Source organism: Bacillus gobiensis, assembly GCF_001278705.1.
In the GTDB taxonomy this organism is placed as follows: Bacteria; Bacillota; Bacilli; order Bacillales; family Bacillaceae; genus Bacillus; species Bacillus gobiensis.
Window position 1 is genome coordinate 1,688,511 of sequence record NZ_CP012600.1, and the last position, 16,993, is coordinate 1,705,503.

Consider the following 16,993-nt stretch of genomic DNA (forward strand, 5'->3'; position numbering starts at 1 on the left):
AAAAATATCCCTGCTGATAAACAAGCTGCAAAAACGATAAAATTATACCCGTAGAAGCCATACTCCCAATTAAGAATATCCTCCCCGGCGCTGAGTGCTGACAGCAATAAAAGCATCCCTGTTAAAAAATATAAAATGGTTTTTCTAACACGACCTTACTGTATTTCATTTTCTAATTGGTGCAATAGTCATAAACTTCTATTTACCTTCGGTATGAGACACAGAGAAGTAAAAATTTATTTTTTCACATCACAAAAAAGCACCCAATGTGTAGTAAACCATGGATGCTTACTATAATCTGTGAAAGCTCTTTTCACTACTTCACCATATACAAATAAATTTTTCAATACAGCGAACCTTCATCAAACACTTTTTCCAGCGATAACTTATTATCTGCAGCAAATTCGATTGGTACAGCAGATAATATGTAACCTTCGTTTATTTCTATTAACTTTTTCTGTCTTCAAAACCAACGGTTCGTCAAACATTGTCATAATGATTTTGATCTCGATTATCAAAAAAAGAAACTGCCCTGGCAATATCAGTTATTAGCAAATGCCTTTAAATCCCCACCATCGTCAAATAAACCACCGGAAAACAGAGTTTTTGATATCCATAGTGAATAGACCGTAATCAATGACAACCATTTGATTTTCTTCAGTGAATGCGGCATTAGCTAACCTCAAATCTATTGGAATAATACCGAATTTAAGGAATTTTAATTTCAACTCAATTAGTTTCGTATAATCCGAGATTACATGCTGCATTTTAGTGTCCATCTTCTTCATAATGATCCAGCTAGGCCCAAACTCCATCACCGGACAAATATGCTTTTGTACTTCCTCATTGCAGTTATTATAAATGTAATATTCATTTGTATTGCATATTATCCCTAGATCAGACAGTGCAATTTTTAATATATAGCCATTATTAAGATCATAGACGATTCGATTATTACCATGGCCAATCATATTATACTTTAAATTTAGAATTTCTTTTGCAGCAAGCATTTTCTGTTTTGCCGTTTTAAAAAATCGGTATTTTCCCATCTGAGATATCCATGATTCAATGGCTTCTATCTCATCATGGGACAACATTGAATTTTTATTTGACAGTATTTCATTTTGATCGTTAGTTGGGGACATTCTCAAAACGTCTCCTTTTTTATAATTTGTAATTTCTATTAGTTAGAAAAACAAATGCCTAGAAGATTTAATTCGCCAAAAATTTTTCTACCCGATTATATTAGAAAGTTGAGAAATGATTATAGTGTGCCGTATCGCTTCTGTAATTTGGGGTTGAAGCCTGATTCATTTTTTTCCACGATTACCACCCAATTCTACACGCTAGTTTGGGGGGGAATCGATGGGTGTGGCTTTAATTCAGAATGAAGTGGAGTTAGGGTTTGACTGTGAAAAGCACAAGCCTCTCTTCCCAACGAAATGGTTGCCAAAATATTTAGCCAGAAGGAAAGTAAGCTTATACTAGAAGGTTTTCAAAAAATTATTTTTCAAAAAGTTAAATTCTCAATTTCTGGGTACTAATAAAGCAAAAAGAACGATGGAGAAAGCGCTTACAATAGTTTTAAGACCTACAATGTTTTCATTCCTTCACCCATTTATGCTTCTGGCTCCCAGGCTCTACTCCTAGTAACATGATATGATTTTTATATAAAATGGCTTGTATTTTGTGGATTTTTTTTACTTTTTTGATGGTTTTCACTTTCGAGGAATATTCTCAAATAGTAAAGGCAGCAGGCACCAAAGGATAGGCTAATGCTGCATGTAGGCAATTCGCGGTTTCGAAAAGCTGGTTAGCTATGTGTGGTGTTGGAGCTTTATGCAGTTGCTCCAAATGACTCTAAGTATTGTATGTACTTTCTAAAATCAAAGCACCCAAAGTCTAATAAAACCAAGGGTGCTTACAATAATCGGAGAAGGCTTTATTCACTACTCCACTCTATACAAATAAATTTTCCAATACGATGAATCTTCATCAAACACTTTTTCCAGCGATAACAGATTTTCAGCAGCATTTTCGATCGGTACAGCAGACAAAATGTACTTGCCGCCCATACCTTTCAACTTATCTGTATTCAAGTCAAGTTTTTCGATTCTTTTGTCGGAGTGCTTTGAAAACATGTAATGCTTGCCGAGCTCATCCACAAAGATGTAACACCGGCCACCCCAATAGTCATAGTATTCGGCAAGTGAACGGTTTTTTTCAAGCTCTGGTGCGATGATTTCGCGAAATTCTTGTTTATAGGAGAGTGGGTACATATTGCTATATGAGTCAAGCGTGTAAAATCCGTTATATTGCGAAATGACCGGATGAATTCCGATGCTGACGACACGGTAATCTCCAACAGGCTGCCCAATATAGTCTTTGATTTCCTCAAACTGCTTTTCAGCAAAAAATTGTCGATAGGAAGGTTCATTTTTATATGTGATCTGTTCATTAAATGGCAGTAGCACACAAACCTGTGCAATAACACATATTACAGCTAGTTTTTTCCCAAAATTGCCCCAATTCCAAACCATCCGTAGTGAAAGAGCAAACAGCGTATAAAGGATAAGCGGCCTTAAGTAGTGAAAACGGGCGAAGTTAAAGGACCTTAAAATGCTCACCTGTTCTTTCAGTGGCTGCCAGCCTTCAAAGAACCAAAAGGCATACCAGGTTGATAAAGCAATGTTCAAAATGTGTAAGCCGATAAACAATTTATGCTTTTTCCAATTCCGTTTATATATAACCATACCCAGGCATATCAGACTTAATGGAAGAACAATCACTCCCCATACCGTCAAATCCTGATTATGCTCTATCACATAATTTTTACCTACCAGTCTCAATGTCTCGAAAAAATTCAACTTTGATTGATAAAACACCTCACGATTTGTTGTCTCATGCGGCAAGAACATAGAAGCAACCAACCGGTAGTCAAGCAGTAAATATAGGATACCCATATAGCCAATCGCAACAATCAAGCGAACATTCCATTTCTTGGATCGCAGGAGGTCAATGAGCCAAAAAACCCCCATAAAAGTGAGAAAAAACAAAAATCCTAGCACAAAGCTTGAGAAAAACGGCAGGACGGTTAACACCACATAATTTTTCCATAGTTTTTCTCCTCGCCTGATATTTAGAAATGCCCAGAGTGCGAGCGGCATACCCAAAATGCTTAGCATTCCGGATGGCCAGTATGGCGTAAGCGCAAATGTCACAGCAGCGCCAACTCGAATGATCCCTTGGTTCTCTCCCTTTATTACGTACTTTCTCAACAATAAATACATGCCTAAAAAAGCACCGAGGCGCGTAATAAGCTGGCTTGCACCGTAAGCGACCATTGGCGGGAGAAGGCTAAATAGCATAACCATCCCATTAAACTGAGAATAAAATGAATCTCTTGACAGCTCTCCATTAAAAATTTGTGGAAATGGAGCATTCAACGGACCAAACAACAGTCCGCTGTCTTTTAGAGATTTATACCAGCCCAGATTCGAATCTAAATTATCGTGTACCCTCATATGTGCGTCTTGGCCTAGAATAAAATACGGGGCAACCCAGGCTAAAACTAATAATATTGCAATCGTCACTAACATATTTTCGTTGTTTTTAACGGATGCCAATTTTTCATTTAAGTACTGTATCATATCAAAGCTCCCTATGTACCTTTTCTTTTTTTACGTGAAAGCTGCAATGGAACTCCTGCGAATACAGCAATTTCTTCACTTTATATTCGCAGGGGTTTTTGATTTTTCCAAATTGTTTATATTTTCTTCAACGATATAACGCGGGCGGCGCTTTACTTCTTCGTATATTTTTCCAACATATTCACCGATTAATCCCACGCTCATTAACAACAAACCACCAATCAACCATATTGAAATCATTAAAGATGCCCACCCTGATTGTGTTTTGCCCATCATTATCGAAATAAAAACGTAGATTCCTGCAGCTAAACTGCTTAAAGAAGCAAGAAATCCCAAAATTGTTATCAATCGAATCGGTTTGACACTAAAGGAAGTGATTCCATCGAGCGCAAAAGCAAGCATTTTGGCAATCGGATATTTTGTTTCTCCAGCTGCTCTTTCCTTCCGATCATAATACACAGTGGTCGACTTAAATCCGACCAATGGAACGATCCCCCGCAAAAATAGATTCGTTTCTTTAAAACGCAGCATTTCTTCTAACGATTTCTTGTTCATGAGGCGATAGTCCGCGTGGTTGTAAACCAACGACAAACCAAATTTTTTCATTAGCTTATAAAACCCTAATGCAGTTACCCTTTTGAAAAACGTATCCGTATCTCGTTTTTTGCGAACACCATATACAACGTCATATCCTTCTGCGTACTTGTTCACAAATTCCTTTATCACATGTACGTCATCCTGAAGGTCCGCGTCAATCGACACGATACAGTCTGAATCGTTTACGGCCTTCTCCAATCCTGCCAGCAGAGCTTTTTGATGGCCAAAATTACGCGAGAGCTTCAACCCGCTTACAGACGAATCGAGTACGCATGCCTCTGATATTTTCTCCCACGTTCGATCCGCACTGCCATCATCAACGAATAACAATTGACTATGACGATCGATGTCTCCATTCTCAATGATCTCTTCTAATACCATCTTTAATTGGGTATAAGATTTTGTAAAAACTTCTTCTTCGTTATAACAGGGGACGACTATTGTTAATATTGGCAGACTCATTTTACACGTCCTTTCTCTAATTATTATGTAATTTCAAAATTGAGCGAAACTCCAACTCTATTACACTATTTTAATCCACTCTGCAGTTTGATTCCACTCGTCCTGTTTATATGGCTGGCACTTCAAAGTACACAGCTCGTCCTAATGAGGCTGCGACTTTTCTGTATCTGTGGTTTGTATTTCATTACGAATAACTATAAACCAAGACATTCCAATTTATTATAAACGATTGACAAATGATATAAAGTTAGTAGAAGAAAAAAATTCAAGAAAATGGGGTATGATCACTTCAATAATGTTTCTGCTGTTCATACGACTTGTTGTTTCTTTTCGTAATTAAACATCAAAAAAAAGAAAGCATATGCTGCTTCCTCCTTCGAATGGTCTTATGATACTGATTGATGTAAAGCTTTTTTCTTTGACAGCTTGAGCAATTCACTCGGATTGTAGCCGACAACTAACTTTTGTCCTTCGATGAGTAATGGCCTTCTAAGTAATTTTGGTTCTTTATGCAAAATATCCAATAGTTCATTCACAGTAAGTTCGTCAAAATCCAAATCTAATTTCTTAAAGATTTGACTTCTTGTCGCCAGAATTTCATCAATTCCTTCTGTGGTGAGAGAGAGAATATGCTTTAATTCTTCTATCGTTGGCGTTTCTTTAAATAGGTGTCTTTCTGTAAAATCAATCTGGTTTGCTTTTAGCCAATGCTTTGTTTTTCGACATGAAGTACAACTTGGATATGAGTAAAAAGTAAGTTCTTCCATCTTCTTTCCTCCTCTATTAATCCTTATCCTTTGTATCTTTAGTACCCTATCTTATTTTTATGTAAACACAAATTTTTCTTTAGAATTGAAAAACATCGGGACTTTCTGTTTGCCAGCGATGGAAAAACGACAAAATGTAAGTGTTTACATAAAGGCTCTGTATCTTTATAATAAGATGCAAAGGGGAGCGTTTGGAGGGGAAATCGGATGAATCGAATGTACAGGGTGCTGGGCTTCTGGACAGGGATTTTTGCGGTCATGTTTTATTTGGGCGAAATGAAAGATGCTTCATTACTTTTTTTCGGCCAAACGGTATTTTTTGTTTTTCTTTCCTATTTGAATTTAACCGAGCGGATGTACATTTATATTTTTGGAGCATATTTAACTATTTTTATGGCAGGGTTTACATACTACTCTATTTTTATTATGGTTCCAGGTCATGGCCATTAATGTCCATGAAAAAACCACTTCATCAAGAAGTGGTTTTTTTCTATAGCGAAAATCCATTTAAAAACGGGTTTTCATCCATCTCAGTTTGGATATCAGTTTCCGGGCCGTGCCCGCTAAGTACGATCGTAGGTTCAGGCAGTGTTAATAATTGTTCATGAATGCTTTTCAACAAAGTATCATAGCTTCCGCCTGTTAAGTCTGTCCGGCCAATGCCCTGTTTAAATAATGCGTCTCCGGATAAAACGATACCTTCGTCTTGAAAATAATAGGATACGCTTCCTGGCGAATGGCCGGGCGTATGGAAAATGTCAAATTGAAAGCTGCCGATTTTCACTTTTTGATCCTTTTCGATCAGAACGTCAGCTTGTTTCGCTGTAATACCTTGGCCAAGCAGTCTTGCAGAACCATTTAATGATGGATTCTGCAGCCAATCTTTTTCTTCCTCATGAAGATACACAGGCAGATTCCACTCTTCTCTTACCAAGTCTAATGCTCCAATATGATCGAAATGGGCATGAGTTAAAAGAATAGCAAGCGGCTTTACGTTTTTCTCTTTTATTAGCGAGATTAGCTTTTCAGCTTCTGCTCCGGGATCCACGATCAAAGCCGAACCACTATCGTCTTCCAAAATATAGGCGTTTGTCTGAATCGGTCCCAAAGGAATTCTAGTCCATTTCATATGTTACCCTCCTACTTCTGCTTCGTCTATATTATGACCCGTATTCCAGTATGATTCAACAGCTGCATCTCATACAAAAAGACTCGACATCTCATATGTAAGCGGTTAAAATTATAAGTAAGAGTTCCTATTGAACTGACAAAGGGGGATGACAAGCGTGCTGCTTATCATCATTTTTGGGCTAATCACCTTGCTTGCTGCATATGCTGTCTTTCGTACAGTAAAAGAAAAAAACATTTTGGGATTTTTATTTGCGGGAGCCGCTTTCACGGTATTTGGCTTATTCACTTTCATGACACTGTTACATAGCGGATACCCTACAGCACATTAAAAACTGCATCCGATATTCATCGGATACAGTTTTTTTATTACAAATGTCTTTTCACACTTTCAAGCTTGCCGTTCATCGTGTTTGCTTTATCACGGCGATCATCAATTCGAATGTTTGTTGCGACCCTTTTAACGCCTTCTTTAAAAGGCACCTCATGTACGGCTTGGATCGCCGTAAATAAATCAGGGATCGTTCCTTCGATCAGTGTGCTCATCGGGGTTAATTGATACGTGATTTTCCCCTCTTCTGTTAATGCTTCAAGTACCTTCTGAATATCTGCTACATAGTGGCTGACGCTAGGTGACTCTGTACCGATTGGAATGATTGTAATATCTGCAATTGCCATCTTATTCATCTCCCTCCTTCATTATTTTAACGATTTTTTTGTCGAGTATGGAAATCACTTGCTCAAACGAGTATCCATAAAGGGCATACATGCCATCAGGAGAAAGATTAATCGGCTCCATAGGAATATCTGATAAGACAATTTGATCCTCTCCACTCTCAACATTAATTTTTTTCAATTGTTTTTGATTAAATAAATAAAAACTCTTTGTCTTGCTGTCATAATCATATTCTCCCGGATCCCAAGATGAATAATTGGGAGCAAGCGGTTGTGAATACTGCGAGAGCGGGAAACCGCTATCAGCCTCCGAAAACATAAATTCTCCTTTATTACCTGCCGATGGCTTTTTCACAGCCAGCCGCACGTCAGAAAATACTGCAAATGCAACGATATCGTCATAGATTTTTTCTTTTTTGCCACTAGACAAATGATACCTATAGAGAGGTGCGGATGTTTCAGGGGCTTTGTTGTTCCATTTAAGGTATTCCAGAGTATCTTCAGATGACCAATTAGCGAACGGGATTTGTAAGGATTGTCGTTCTATTTTGTTTTGGCCGGCATGAATTAAAAACGTAGTATAGGTCCAATCCTGCTTAAAAGCAGTCAAAAATATCAAATCTGGCTGAAAAGGATTCCAAGCCGACTGAAATTCATAACCATCAAACTGATGTTTAAATAGCAGATCTCCTTCATTTGTTACTAGATTTAACTCCATCGATGCATTTTCCGCTGCAGATTGAATGAGCAATCGTTTTTTTGCTTGATTGATCTGCACATCCGAGATCTGTCCGCTCGTCTTAAAAATTGTCGTCTCTTTGCCTGTAAATAAATTGTGTGATTTCAGCATGTTGTGTGCAGAAAATACGATGGTTTCTTCATCCAGCCAACCAAACACTTTTTCAGCCGATTGATCAGCAATCGACCTTATATTTTTCTCTTGTATTGGCCCGTTATTCGGTTTCTGATTCTTTTCTTGATGCTCTGTTTTTCCTAGATCCGTCTCACCGCCGCCGGACGGCAAAACTTGTCGGGGAGCTGCGTTACAAGCAGCTAATAACACAGTTGCAGCAAGGGCCAATAGGAGTAATCTCATCCTCCTAGCATTCCTCCTATTTTCTAAATTTACCGAGAACACGTCTGAAATGAATCATTAAAATGTATCTGCCTCGGACATAAAAAGGTATTGATATTTTTTTGCAAATCTAAAAACTGATCGTATTAAGGTAGGAATTAAGCCTGCCCATACATGGTATTCAATCTTTTCATTCCTGCGCTAACCGAACTGAGAAATACCAATGCAAGCGGTCAATGTCTAAAGTTTTGCAATAGCTTCAAGATGCAGGAATCAGCAGGCTATAGCCAAAGAAAGTTCAAAAAATTATGTAAATACAGAAAAGATTCTCCGTTTTCAATCAGCAAAGGAAAGCGAAGTCCATAGGATACCTCTTGTCTTCTGAAATATCTCTTCAAATTGCGCAAAAGGCAATGGATTTTTTCCTTTTCCAAGTTCAATTGTGTAGCCTTCTTTTGAATATCGATGAACATACCAATCACGATAACCCGCATAGCTGTCAAGGTTTCTCACAGGCTTATAACCGCTCAAGCTTCCAAATAGTTCTACGGTTTTTTGTGATTGTTCAGGTTCAAAGCCTTTATATCCCCAGTAAATTTCCTCTCCCTGCGTATGGAGGGCTAGAAGTCTGTCAAACTGGCTTTTCTCAGCTAAATTGCTCATTGCAATTGCTTCCGGTTCCGTTAATGGGGCATATCCGGGATAGTCACGGTACGATGGAGATTTTGGTTTTCTTTGCTGCTCAATTTCCCAAAAAGATGGGAATTGATTATTGAGATCAACTCCGCGAATATTTGCTTTCCATTCATTAAAATCTGGCTGGTGTTCATTAATTGAAAGTAACGTATCAGTATCAAAATTGACATGGTCGGGACCATTCAAAACGAGGTCAACTCCATCAGGATTAACCAGCGGAACGAGCGATATTTTGGTTTGCTTAAATTGTTCTATAGGAAAAAGTCCAAAATGCTTTTCATTTGTACATAACGAAACTAAAAATTCTTTGCACCATTTCATTAAAACAGACGTTGTAATCCACTCATTTGCATGGAACGATGCGTTTATATGAACGCTCTTTGGCGCACCCGCGTCTCCGATTGTCAATTCATGAATCGGCTTCCCTAAAACAGAGTGTCCAATTACACGATATCTCACAAATGGAAATAGTTCAATTATTTTTTGTAAATCTTTTTCAATTATTTTGGAATTATATACATTTCTTTCACCAGCCCAATTGTCTCTTGTTTTTTCCGATTCTTTCACAAGCTCTTCCAGATGAGCGAAGCTGTCTATTCTTTCTGCGCGAAAATCACTCTCATTTAAGAAAAACCCGGGAATCAACAGCTCATCTTGAGTACAGTCTTGATTGCAAAGGTCCAATATGAAAGGATGAATATTTAACACCTCAGATACTTTTTTCACCTGCTGCTTTAATCTTGGTTGGATTTGAATAACCGGCATGAACATCTCTCCTTCCCGTAACAATATATGAGCGAAAATAAAAAGATTTTCCCCAATTATAAAAAGCTCCTGCCCATTTTTAGGGCAGAAGCTTCACTGTCCGTCCGGCTTTGAACCATCCACTATTTTGTTTTCTTTATAGAATCGCAGGAGGTCGCCGTAAACAATTTCATCAGAATAAGAAAGCTCCTGTTTCGCTTTTTCGATGAATGGCTCGCATCCTTCGGGTTCCTCGTCAATCGGCTCGCCAGTTGCTTTATCATAGCAGACTCCATCTGTGTATAGTCGATCCTTCGTGATAAAGCTGCCATCTCTTAACACGGTTAAATCTTGTTTTTCCTTAGACAACAAGTCGTTGCCGAATTGAATCTGATCTTCTGTATTAATTCCTAATAGATTCATGATCGTAGGCCGGATGTCAATTTGACCACCGACTTTTTCAATTGTTTTCGGACCTTTATCCGTAATGCCTGGAATATGAACGACAAATGGGACTTTCTGCAGCTGCGTTTCTTCAAAAGGGGTAATTTCCTTACCTAAAAACTGCCCCATTGCTTCATTATGATTCTCAGAAATTCCGTAGTGATCCCCATAGAGTACAATAATCGAATTTTCATATAAACCGTCTTCTTTCAGCTTTTCGATAAATCGTTTTAATGCTTCGTCCTGATAACGTACAGTAGGGAAATAACGATTTAATGTCCTACTGCTGGAATCATACTCATCAATCATTTTATCTTCTTCTCCGAGTTCAAATGGAAAATGATTCGTTAACGTAATCAAACGTGTATAAAACGGCTGAGGCATTTCTTTCATTAACTCAACAGATTGTTCAAAAAACTCTTTGTCTTTCAGCCCCCATCCTATCGAGTTATCTTCATTGACATTGTAGCTGTCGAGATCGAAAAATTTGTCATAGCCGAAAGAATCATAGACGAGATCCCTGTTCCAAAAGCTTTTGTTGTTGGCATGCATAACTGAAGAATAATAGCCATTCTCCTTAAATATATCAGGAGATGCCATGTACTTATTCCCCGGATTTGTAAAGAAAACAGCGCCTCTTCCTAACGGATACAATGAATTGTCTACGATAAATTCAGAATCAGACGTTTTTCCCTGGCCCGTTTGATGGTAGAAATTCGTAAAGTTGTAGCTTTCCTTTATTAAATCATTAAGATAAGGAGTGATTTCTTTGCCATTCAATTTTTTATTCACGACGAAGCTCTGAGTTGATTCAAGAGAAATCGCAATTACGTTTCTGCCTTTTGCGATTCCGGCCAACTCTTCATTTGGATCAACACGGTTTGCATCCACATAGTTTTGAATCTCAGTCAGGCTATTGCTGTCAGCCAGAGCACGTTGTGCAGATTGCTTTGATTGAAGCATGGCATCATAGAGGTGAAAATTAAAAACGCTGATGTTTTTTACAAGCATTTCCCGGTCAAAGGATCTTGTTAATAACTGCGGTCTTTCCGCTTCGGCAATTCCCAAATTAAAAAAGAAAACAGCAGCGACAAGAAGAAAATAAGCCGTCTTCTCTTTTCTAGTTGCCCTTAAATCCGTTTTAAACTTAGGGTTTGACTTGTACAGCCAAAGTAAAATCAGAAGATCCAGCACCATGAATAAATCGCTTATTTCAAACAAGCTCGTAATGCTGCTTCCCAAATCTCCCATGTTGCTAGTCTGAAACAAAACAGGAATTGTTAAAAAGTCATCGTAAAAACGATAAAATATCACATTTGCCATCAGAATGAATGTGACAAAAAAGCTTGCAGCAAGAATATACCGGTTTCTGTTCTTTTCTTTAAAAAACAACCCTATGCCAAATATAAATAGCAAAAAGCTTAACGGATTAATAAATAAAATAAACTCTTGTGTGATATTTTCAATTTTAATGTTAAAGCTTGTTTTATAAATAATATAGGTTTTAAGCCACATGAAAATAGTAGCAAGTACCAAGAAAGAAATTTTTGAAAATGATCCTCTTCGCATTCGCATGCCTCCTAATGCAACAAACAACTCGCATTTAAACGTGTGCCTCTGATTTTTAACAAAAAAACAGAAATCTAAACCAAATCTTAATCCATTTTTTACAACAAATCAACGAATTACGAGTTTTGTCACTGAACTGAAATCTTCTTGACTTGTTCCGATAGTAAGACGAGTTAAACTGGTTAAAGTTTCATGTTTTTTTCGTTAAAGGAAAATCAAATCTTTAGACCTATATTTTGAAACGCTAAACAGTGGAGGTTTTATTCAAAAGATGTTTAGCCTTTTGAAAATATTCCTCCACTGATCTCCGGTCTGATCCAATTTTAATAAGTCAGTTTATTTCCCCTGTGTATATGCAATTAACTCATTTCTCCCAAGAAAGTAACTTACTCAGCGTTCAGGCGAGAAATAACATTCAATTGTTGGTTTTGCAAATAGAGGTTTCTTGCAATCCATGCGCCCCCGATAACACCTGCGTCGTTTCCAAGTTCAGCAATAGAAATTTCTGCAGAATTGGCTGCACGAGGAAAAGCATATTTTTTATAGGCTTTTTCAAGCTTGCTGCGCAGCAGTTCTCCAGCTTTTGAAACCCCGCCGCCGATCACTATTTGAGAAGGGTTTAATGCGCTTCCAAGGTGGCCCAATACAAGTCCCAAATGTCCAGTAACATACTCTATTACTTCCATTGCCAGCTCATCTCCTGCCTTAGCAGCTTCAAACACTTCTCTGGCAGTAATAAATGAATGTTTTCTTAGCAGTGAAGGCTGATCACCGTGCTCTTTTAGTTTCTCTAACGCTATACGTACGATTCCAGTAGCAGATGCTATTGTTTCGATGCAGCCGGTTTTGCCGCAATTGCAAAGTGCTCCGCCGCTCGGCAAAGAACATATATGACCAATTTCTCCGCCAGCTCCATTTATGCCATGAACCACTTCACCATTAACGATAATTCCTCCACCAACTCCCGTACCTAAAGTGACCAAAATTAGGTCGTTGGCACCATTTCCTGCACCTTTCCACATTTCTCCCAACGCTGCGATATTGGCATCGTTTTCAACAGCAGCCGGTAAACCTGTTTCCGTATGTAAATGTTCTTGTAGCGGATAGTTTTTCCATCCAAGATTAACAGTTTCATAGATGATTCCCGAATTATAATCCACTGGACCAGGCGCACCCATCCCTAGAGCACACAGCTTTCTTTTGGACTGATTAATCTCAGAAAGTTTATCATCAATAGCCTGCGCAATATCTGCAACTATCGTTTCCCCGCTTTTATCGGTGGGGATTTCCCATTTGTATTGAATTGTACCTTCAAAGTCAACAAAAGCAATTTTTATTGTGGTGCCGCCTAAATCAACACCTACTAACCAGCTGTCATTCATTCCATATCACCTTTACCTGTTCATTTCTGAATTTTTATTTAGAGATGGCAGCGAGTTCTTTTTTCACGAGCATAGTCGCTGTTAAAAAATCCTCTCGTGTCATCATCTCATCTGCATACAGTTCAATTAGTTCTCCAAGCATAAACTCCAGCTCTGCTTTTCGGTCGCCAAAGTATACATAGGTTCCAAAGCGCCGAAGAAAAGCTTGGACATCATATAAAGTTTTCATGCTACACCATACTTTTTGAAATTACTTTATTACAGTACTAGCGTATAAACAATCTATTGATTCGTCAAGGTAAAGCTTGCCTAAGTCTTTATTCATAAAAAATCCTATGCAGGACTCTGGAAAAACTTGCTCGTTTTTTTAGTCAAAACGTCTCTCAATACGTATAGATTCCGTATAAAAATGCACCTGCACCTAAAATTACGGCGATGAGAAACGCCGCACCTTGAAGCGGCAAATTGGTTCTCTTTGGCATTCCTACTGCAGCAGCCGCAAGAAAACCGCCGATCAGTCCGCCAAAATGGCCGGCATTGTCGATATTCGGAACAAAGAAGCCGATACCTGCGTTTATTCCAATAAGAACTAATATATTCATTCCAATTGATTTAAAAAAGAGCTGTCTGTTCTGAAATACGAGGTACAGCAAAGCTCCCATGCAGCCAAAAATCGCGCCGGATGCACCGGCAGAAGGAAAAGGGCTAAAAAGAAAACTGCCAATACTTCCGAATATTCCGGCTGCCAAATATATAAACAAAAATCGTCCAGAACCATAGATTCTTTCTGCAGTTCCTCCGACAGAAATCAATGCGACGGTATTAAACAGCAGATGTGTCATGCCGATATGCAGCACAATCGGCGTAATTAATCTCCACCACTCTCCTGCGGCAAGCAGCGAGTTTTCCTTTGCCCCAAATTCAATTAGTGTCTGAGTATTGGTACTCCCCCCAGCAGCTTCCAGAAGAATAAAGAGTAAAACTTGCACGCCGGCAAAAAAGTACGTTACATATGGTTTCCCATACTGAAACATTTCTGCCTGCTTGGATCTTTCCGCTTCCTTATGCTTTGCGGTTTGCATAACTTGATTCCTTGTATCCATCACCTGATCATATGTAACAGCCTCATAAGAAGGATCAAGCGGGCCAAAGCTAATATTTAACGCAGATCCTAGTCTTTCGGCATTCTCTTGTAGTGACAATGGGTGAACTAAAAAAGTAACCACTTCCACATTCTTAGTCTCAGAAACGGAAAAAGGGATATCATTCCTATCATTTACCGGCGGTTGAGCAGTAAAATGGACATTAAGCAAACGGATGGATTTCTTATTTATCCTCATTCGCAATTGCTCCAGCTTCTGCATCTGAATCTCTGTTTCTCTTTCTACCTCTTGACTGAAATCGACATCTCTTCTGTTAAAACGAATGAAATCAAAAGAAGAATTATAAGAAGGCTGCAGCCAGATTTCTTCTGTGTCTAACGACATGCTTACTAGATCATACTGCTTCTCGATAAGCTTTAATACTAAATTCCAATACACATTCTGAAATGAATACATACGTCTAACGCTCCAAGTAAATTTTACTTCATTATACCAGTATTTCATATGATTCTCAGCTAACAGCCATTATCCTTTTCGTTCATGGGTTTTAAGTAATAAAAAAACCGCCCAGATAACCTGAGCGACTTTTAGAAACTATAGTGCCTGTTCAATAAATCGGTTTCGAATAAAAGGAATTTTCATAATTGAATGAATGAAGTAATGTCTGAGCTTGTCTTGCCCTAAAACCACATTAAGAACTCTGTAGCGGTTATCGACAAGGATTGAAAGTACAGCTGCGCATATCAGGATAAACAAAAGTTTTTTCATTTTAGAAATCCCTCCTATACGTATCCTGTCTTACTAGCCGATTATTTATTCTGCAGGGCAATGAATAATTTCTTTTTCTGTCACAATTTGCTCTACTGGGATATCATGCGGGAAATGAGGGACTTCGGGAATAACTTGAAATGAATAGGCGAGTGAAAGCGTTCTTCCGCTGAAGTTAACCAAATACCGGTCAAAATAGCCTCCTCCATACCCGATTCGAAATCCGTTTCTCCCAAAACAAATACCGGGAACAACCATCAAATCAATTGTGCTTTTTTCCATCATTTCTGTCTCATCTACTAATGGTTCATACAAATTCCCATATGTTTTTTTTACCTGGCCAAATTGTTTGATCTGCCTGAATTGCATTTCGTTTGTTCGAGGATCGCATTTCGGCACTCCTACAATTTTCCCTTCCTCCCATGCCTTCTCAATAATTAATTCCGTTGGTATCTCCCATTTAATCGAAACCGTTATTGCGATTGTTTTTGCAGCTGCCCATTCTGGGGTTTCAAAAAGGGCTTGATGAATGTTGTTGATTTGCCATTCTTTCTTCACTGCATGCATTTCACTCAGCTTTTGCAGCATTTGCCTTCTCAGTTCTTTTTTCAAGCGATTCCCCGCCTCTTTTGTTGAATAAAAAAAACAACAGGAAATCTCCTGCTGTTATTTTGTTTCACGGTGTAAAGTTGATTTTTTTTCACGTGGACAATACTTTTTAAATTCTACACGATCTGGATTGTTGCGTTTGTTCTTTTTAGAAATATAGTTACGCTCGCCGCATTCAGTGCAAGCCAGAGTTATGTTTACGCGCATTATTTTCCCTCCAAACTAATCATTCATTTTATGGAATCAGACTCTCCTATAATACCACTTACAGGCATGAAACGCCAGTTGAATTATTATAAAAGAACGATTTTTTCACAGTTGATTCACTTTATTACATAATAAAATATTTTTCAACATTTTATCGCTTTTTTTTGCAATTTTCCTTTTGAAATGGGGGGTTTTATGGTATAAAAAATACAGACACTAATAAAAAGTGAAGGTGAAGAAAGTGGAAATTGCTATTGCCGTATTATTTATTGCCAGTATCGTGCTAATCGCACTATCATATTTTCAAAGAGACTCAATCAAGGATGTGGAGCAGGAAGTAGAAACATTACAGCTTTCAGCTATGCAGGAAATTTACAAGTTAAAGAAGAAAATGACCGTCCTTGAAGAAGAGCTGCTAGATACCAATTTCGTTGCTGGCAAAACGAACGTTAGCCACATTGATCAGCATACGGTCAAACAAATTATTTCGAAATACAACAACGGCATGTCCGTAGAAGCCATTTCAAGAGCTGAACATGTTTCAGTCGAAGATGTTCGCGCAATTATTAAAGACAATGAGAGGGTTCTCGTATGACCAAAAGAGGATTACAGGCGTTTGCTGGAGGAATGATTCTTGCTACTTCAGTGCTTGCAGGAACATTTTATTTTTCACCTGATGAAAAAGCTGATGCTTCCAAAGATGAGGCAGAGATCACAGAAAACCAAGTGAAGTCGTACTTAGAAGCCAATAAATTGGTGTCACTGAAACGGAATGACTATGAGAAGCTTCTTACTTCAAAAGAAGAGGCATTAAAGCAAGCTGATAAGGCTGAACAAGAGAAGCCTGCCGAAAAAGAAACTTCTAAAAAAGAAGGAAATTACAAGTTGACCATTCAAGACGGAATGAGTTCTGCTGACGTCTCGAATCAACTTGAAAAAGACGGACTCATCCCTTCCGCAAGAGATTTTAACGACTATGTGATCGACGGCGGCTACCATACTAAGGTACGTGCAGGTGATTTTGAATTAAAATACGGTATGGGCTTTAAACAGATAGTAAACGTTCTGACACGTTAAAAACAGGCTGAGATTCAGCCTGTTTTTTTGTACATAATAT

General features: G+C 38.3%; 20 protein-coding genes. 5 read left to right on the forward strand and 15 right to left on the reverse strand.

The annotated features are described in order from the left end of the window. Positions 1-578: 578 nt before the first annotated feature. A complete protein-coding gene (locus AM592_RS08370; protein ID WP_053603375.1) occupies positions 579-1,145 on the reverse strand; it encodes a hypothetical protein in 567 nt (188 codons plus the stop codon). 220 nt (positions 1,146-1,365) lie between these two features. Here AM592_RS08370 and AM592_RS24950 point away from each other — a divergent pair, with 220 nt between their 5' ends. After that, positions 1,366-1,488: a hypothetical protein gene (locus AM592_RS24950; protein WP_264080170.1), complete on the forward strand. Its 123-nt coding sequence runs from the start codon at positions 1,366-1,368 to the stop codon at positions 1,486-1,488. Between the two features lie 461 nt (positions 1,489-1,949). Here AM592_RS24950 and AM592_RS08375 read toward each other — a convergent pair whose 3' ends face one another. From AM592_RS08375 to AM592_RS08385, 3 genes are all read right to left on the reverse strand, one after another. Then, positions 1,950-3,650, reverse strand: coding sequence for a DUF6044 family protein (locus AM592_RS08375; protein ID WP_264080171.1), 1,701 nt, complete (start codon positions 3,648-3,650; stop codon positions 1,950-1,952). Positions 3,651-3,725: 75 nt separating this feature from the next. Further along, the gene (locus AM592_RS08380; RefSeq protein ID WP_053603376.1) at positions 3,726-4,709 is read right to left on the reverse strand and encodes a glycosyltransferase family 2 protein; all 984 of its coding nucleotides are present in this window, start codon (positions 4,707-4,709) and stop codon (positions 3,726-3,728) included. Between the two features lie 386 nt (positions 4,710-5,095). Continuing rightward, positions 5,096-5,476 carry a Spx/MgsR family RNA polymerase-binding regulatory protein gene (locus AM592_RS08385; RefSeq protein WP_053603377.1) on the reverse strand — a complete coding sequence of 127 codons (381 nt, stop codon included), beginning with the start codon at positions 5,474-5,476 and terminating at the stop codon, positions 5,096-5,098. A 207-nt stretch (positions 5,477-5,683) separates the two neighbouring features. Between AM592_RS08385 and AM592_RS08390 the strand changes: the two genes are divergently transcribed. Continuing rightward, positions 5,684-5,926, forward strand: a complete 243-nt coding sequence (locus AM592_RS08390) for a DUF2626 domain-containing protein (RefSeq protein WP_053603378.1) — start codon at positions 5,684-5,686, stop codon at positions 5,924-5,926. A 40-nt stretch (positions 5,927-5,966) separates the two neighbouring features. Here AM592_RS08390 and AM592_RS08395 read toward each other — a convergent pair whose 3' ends face one another. Further along, positions 5,967-6,605: an MBL fold metallo-hydrolase gene (locus tag AM592_RS08395; RefSeq protein WP_053603379.1), complete on the reverse strand. Its 639-nt coding sequence runs from the start codon at positions 6,603-6,605 to the stop codon at positions 5,967-5,969. Between the two features lie 157 nt (positions 6,606-6,762). On the opposite strand from AM592_RS08395, the gene AM592_RS23220 reads away from it, so the two are divergent. After that, entirely contained in the window at positions 6,763-6,936 is a 174-nt protein-coding gene (locus AM592_RS23220) for a DUF2759 domain-containing protein (RefSeq protein WP_082363869.1), read from the forward strand. A gap of 37 nt (positions 6,937-6,973) precedes the next feature. Here the strand turns inward: AM592_RS23220 and AM592_RS08400 are convergent, their stop codons facing one another. The 10 genes from AM592_RS08400 to rpmG all read right to left on the reverse strand — a co-directional run bounded on the left by AM592_RS08400 (position 6,974) and on the right by rpmG (position 15,876). Next, positions 6,974-7,282, reverse strand: coding sequence for an MTH1187 family thiamine-binding protein (locus AM592_RS08400; protein WP_053603380.1), 309 nt, complete (start codon positions 7,280-7,282; stop codon positions 6,974-6,976). Between the two features lies 1 nt (position 7,283). Beyond that, positions 7,284-8,375, reverse strand: coding sequence for a YqgU-like beta propeller domain-containing protein (locus AM592_RS08405; protein ID WP_053603381.1), 1,092 nt, complete (start codon positions 8,373-8,375; stop codon positions 7,284-7,286). Between the two features lie 315 nt (positions 8,376-8,690). Next, positions 8,691-9,815 (reverse strand): M14 family metallopeptidase, encoded by a 1,125-nt coding sequence (locus AM592_RS08410; protein ID WP_053603382.1) that lies wholly within the window; start codon positions 9,813-9,815, stop codon positions 8,691-8,693. 93 nt (positions 9,816-9,908) lie between these two features. Continuing rightward, on the reverse strand, positions 9,909-11,807 hold the full coding sequence (locus AM592_RS08415; protein WP_053603383.1) for an LTA synthase family protein: 1,899 nt from the start codon (positions 11,805-11,807) through the stop codon (positions 9,909-9,911). 386 nt (positions 11,808-12,193) lie between these two features. After that, positions 12,194-13,189, reverse strand: coding sequence for an ROK family glucokinase (locus tag AM592_RS08420; RefSeq protein WP_053603384.1), 996 nt, complete (start codon positions 13,187-13,189; stop codon positions 12,194-12,196). A gap of 34 nt (positions 13,190-13,223) precedes the next feature. Continuing rightward, the gene (locus AM592_RS08425; RefSeq protein WP_053603385.1) at positions 13,224-13,418 is read right to left on the reverse strand and encodes a YqgQ family protein; all 195 of its coding nucleotides are present in this window, start codon (positions 13,416-13,418) and stop codon (positions 13,224-13,226) included. Positions 13,419-13,572: 154 nt separating this feature from the next. After that, entirely contained in the window at positions 13,573-14,748 is a 1,176-nt protein-coding gene (locus tag AM592_RS08430; protein WP_053603386.1) for a rhomboid family intramembrane serine protease, read from the reverse strand. A 138-nt stretch (positions 14,749-14,886) separates the two neighbouring features. Then, a complete protein-coding gene (locus AM592_RS24340) occupies positions 14,887-15,060 on the reverse strand; it encodes a hypothetical protein (RefSeq protein ID WP_098945214.1) in 174 nt (57 codons plus the stop codon). A gap of 45 nt (positions 15,061-15,105) precedes the next feature. Next, positions 15,106-15,672 carry a 5-formyltetrahydrofolate cyclo-ligase gene (locus tag AM592_RS08435; RefSeq protein ID WP_148564322.1) on the reverse strand — a complete coding sequence of 189 codons (567 nt, stop codon included), beginning with the start codon at positions 15,670-15,672 and terminating at the stop codon, positions 15,106-15,108. 54 nt (positions 15,673-15,726) lie between these two features. Further along, a complete protein-coding gene (gene rpmG / locus AM592_RS23225; RefSeq protein WP_082363875.1) occupies positions 15,727-15,876 on the reverse strand; it encodes a 50S ribosomal protein L33 in 150 nt (49 codons plus the stop codon). Positions 15,877-16,117: 241 nt separating this feature from the next. Between rpmG and AM592_RS08440 the strand changes: the two genes are divergently transcribed. After that, the gene (locus AM592_RS08440; protein ID WP_053603388.1) at positions 16,118-16,471 is read left to right on the forward strand and encodes a hypothetical protein; all 354 of its coding nucleotides are present in this window, start codon (positions 16,118-16,120) and stop codon (positions 16,469-16,471) included. Continuing rightward, the gene (locus tag AM592_RS08445; RefSeq protein ID WP_053603389.1) at positions 16,468-16,953 is read left to right on the forward strand and encodes a hypothetical protein; all 486 of its coding nucleotides are present in this window, start codon (positions 16,468-16,470) and stop codon (positions 16,951-16,953) included. The genes AM592_RS08440 and AM592_RS08445 overlap by 4 nt, the downstream gene beginning before the upstream one ends. Positions 16,954-16,993 lie beyond the last annotated feature (40 nt).

Coding starts and splice junctions, on each gene's coding strand:
- AM592_RS08370 (WP_053603375.1), bottom strand. CDS start 1,145: ATGTCCCCAACTAACGATCAAAATGAAATACTGTCAAATAAAAATTCA.
- AM592_RS24950 (WP_264080170.1), top strand. CDS start 1,366: ATGGGTGTGGCTTTAATTCAGAATGAAGTGGAGTTAGGGTTTGACTGT.
- AM592_RS08375 (WP_264080171.1), bottom strand. CDS start 3,650: ATGATACAGTACTTAAATGAAAAATTGGCATCCGTTAAAAACAACGAA.
- AM592_RS08380 (WP_053603376.1), bottom strand. CDS start 4,709: ATGAGTCTGCCAATATTAACAATAGTCGTCCCCTGTTATAACGAAGAA.
- AM592_RS08385 (WP_053603377.1), bottom strand. CDS start 5,476: ATGGAAGAACTTACTTTTTACTCATATCCAAGTTGTACTTCATGTCGA.
- AM592_RS08390 (WP_053603378.1), top strand. CDS start 5,684: ATGAATCGAATGTACAGGGTGCTGGGCTTCTGGACAGGGATTTTTGCG.
- AM592_RS08395 (WP_053603379.1), bottom strand. CDS start 6,605: ATGAAATGGACTAGAATTCCTTTGGGACCGATTCAGACAAACGCCTAT.
- AM592_RS08400 (WP_053603380.1), bottom strand. CDS start 7,282: ATGGCAATTGCAGATATTACAATCATTCCAATCGGTACAGAGTCACCT.
- AM592_RS08405 (WP_053603381.1), bottom strand. CDS start 8,375: ATGAGATTACTCCTATTGGCCCTTGCTGCAACTGTGTTATTAGCTGCT.
- AM592_RS08410 (WP_053603382.1), bottom strand. CDS start 9,815: ATGCCGGTTATTCAAATCCAACCAAGATTAAAGCAGCAGGTGAAAAAA.
- AM592_RS08415 (WP_053603383.1), bottom strand. CDS start 11,807: ATGCGAAGAGGATCATTTTCAAAAATTTCTTTCTTGGTACTTGCTACT.
- AM592_RS08420 (WP_053603384.1), bottom strand. CDS start 13,189: ATGAATGACAGCTGGTTAGTAGGTGTTGATTTAGGCGGCACCACAATA.
- AM592_RS08425 (WP_053603385.1), bottom strand. CDS start 13,418: ATGAAAACTTTATATGATGTCCAAGCTTTTCTTCGGCGCTTTGGAACC.
- AM592_RS08430 (WP_053603386.1), bottom strand. CDS start 14,748: ATGTATTCATTTCAGAATGTGTATTGGAATTTAGTATTAAAGCTTATC.
- AM592_RS24340 (WP_098945214.1), bottom strand. CDS start 15,060: ATGAAAAAACTTTTGTTTATCCTGATATGCGCAGCTGTACTTTCAATC.
- rpmG (WP_082363875.1), bottom strand. CDS start 15,876: ATGCGCGTAAACATAACTCTGGCTTGCACTGAATGCGGCGAGCGTAAC.
- AM592_RS08445 (WP_053603389.1), top strand. CDS start 16,468: ATGACCAAAAGAGGATTACAGGCGTTTGCTGGAGGAATGATTCTTGCT.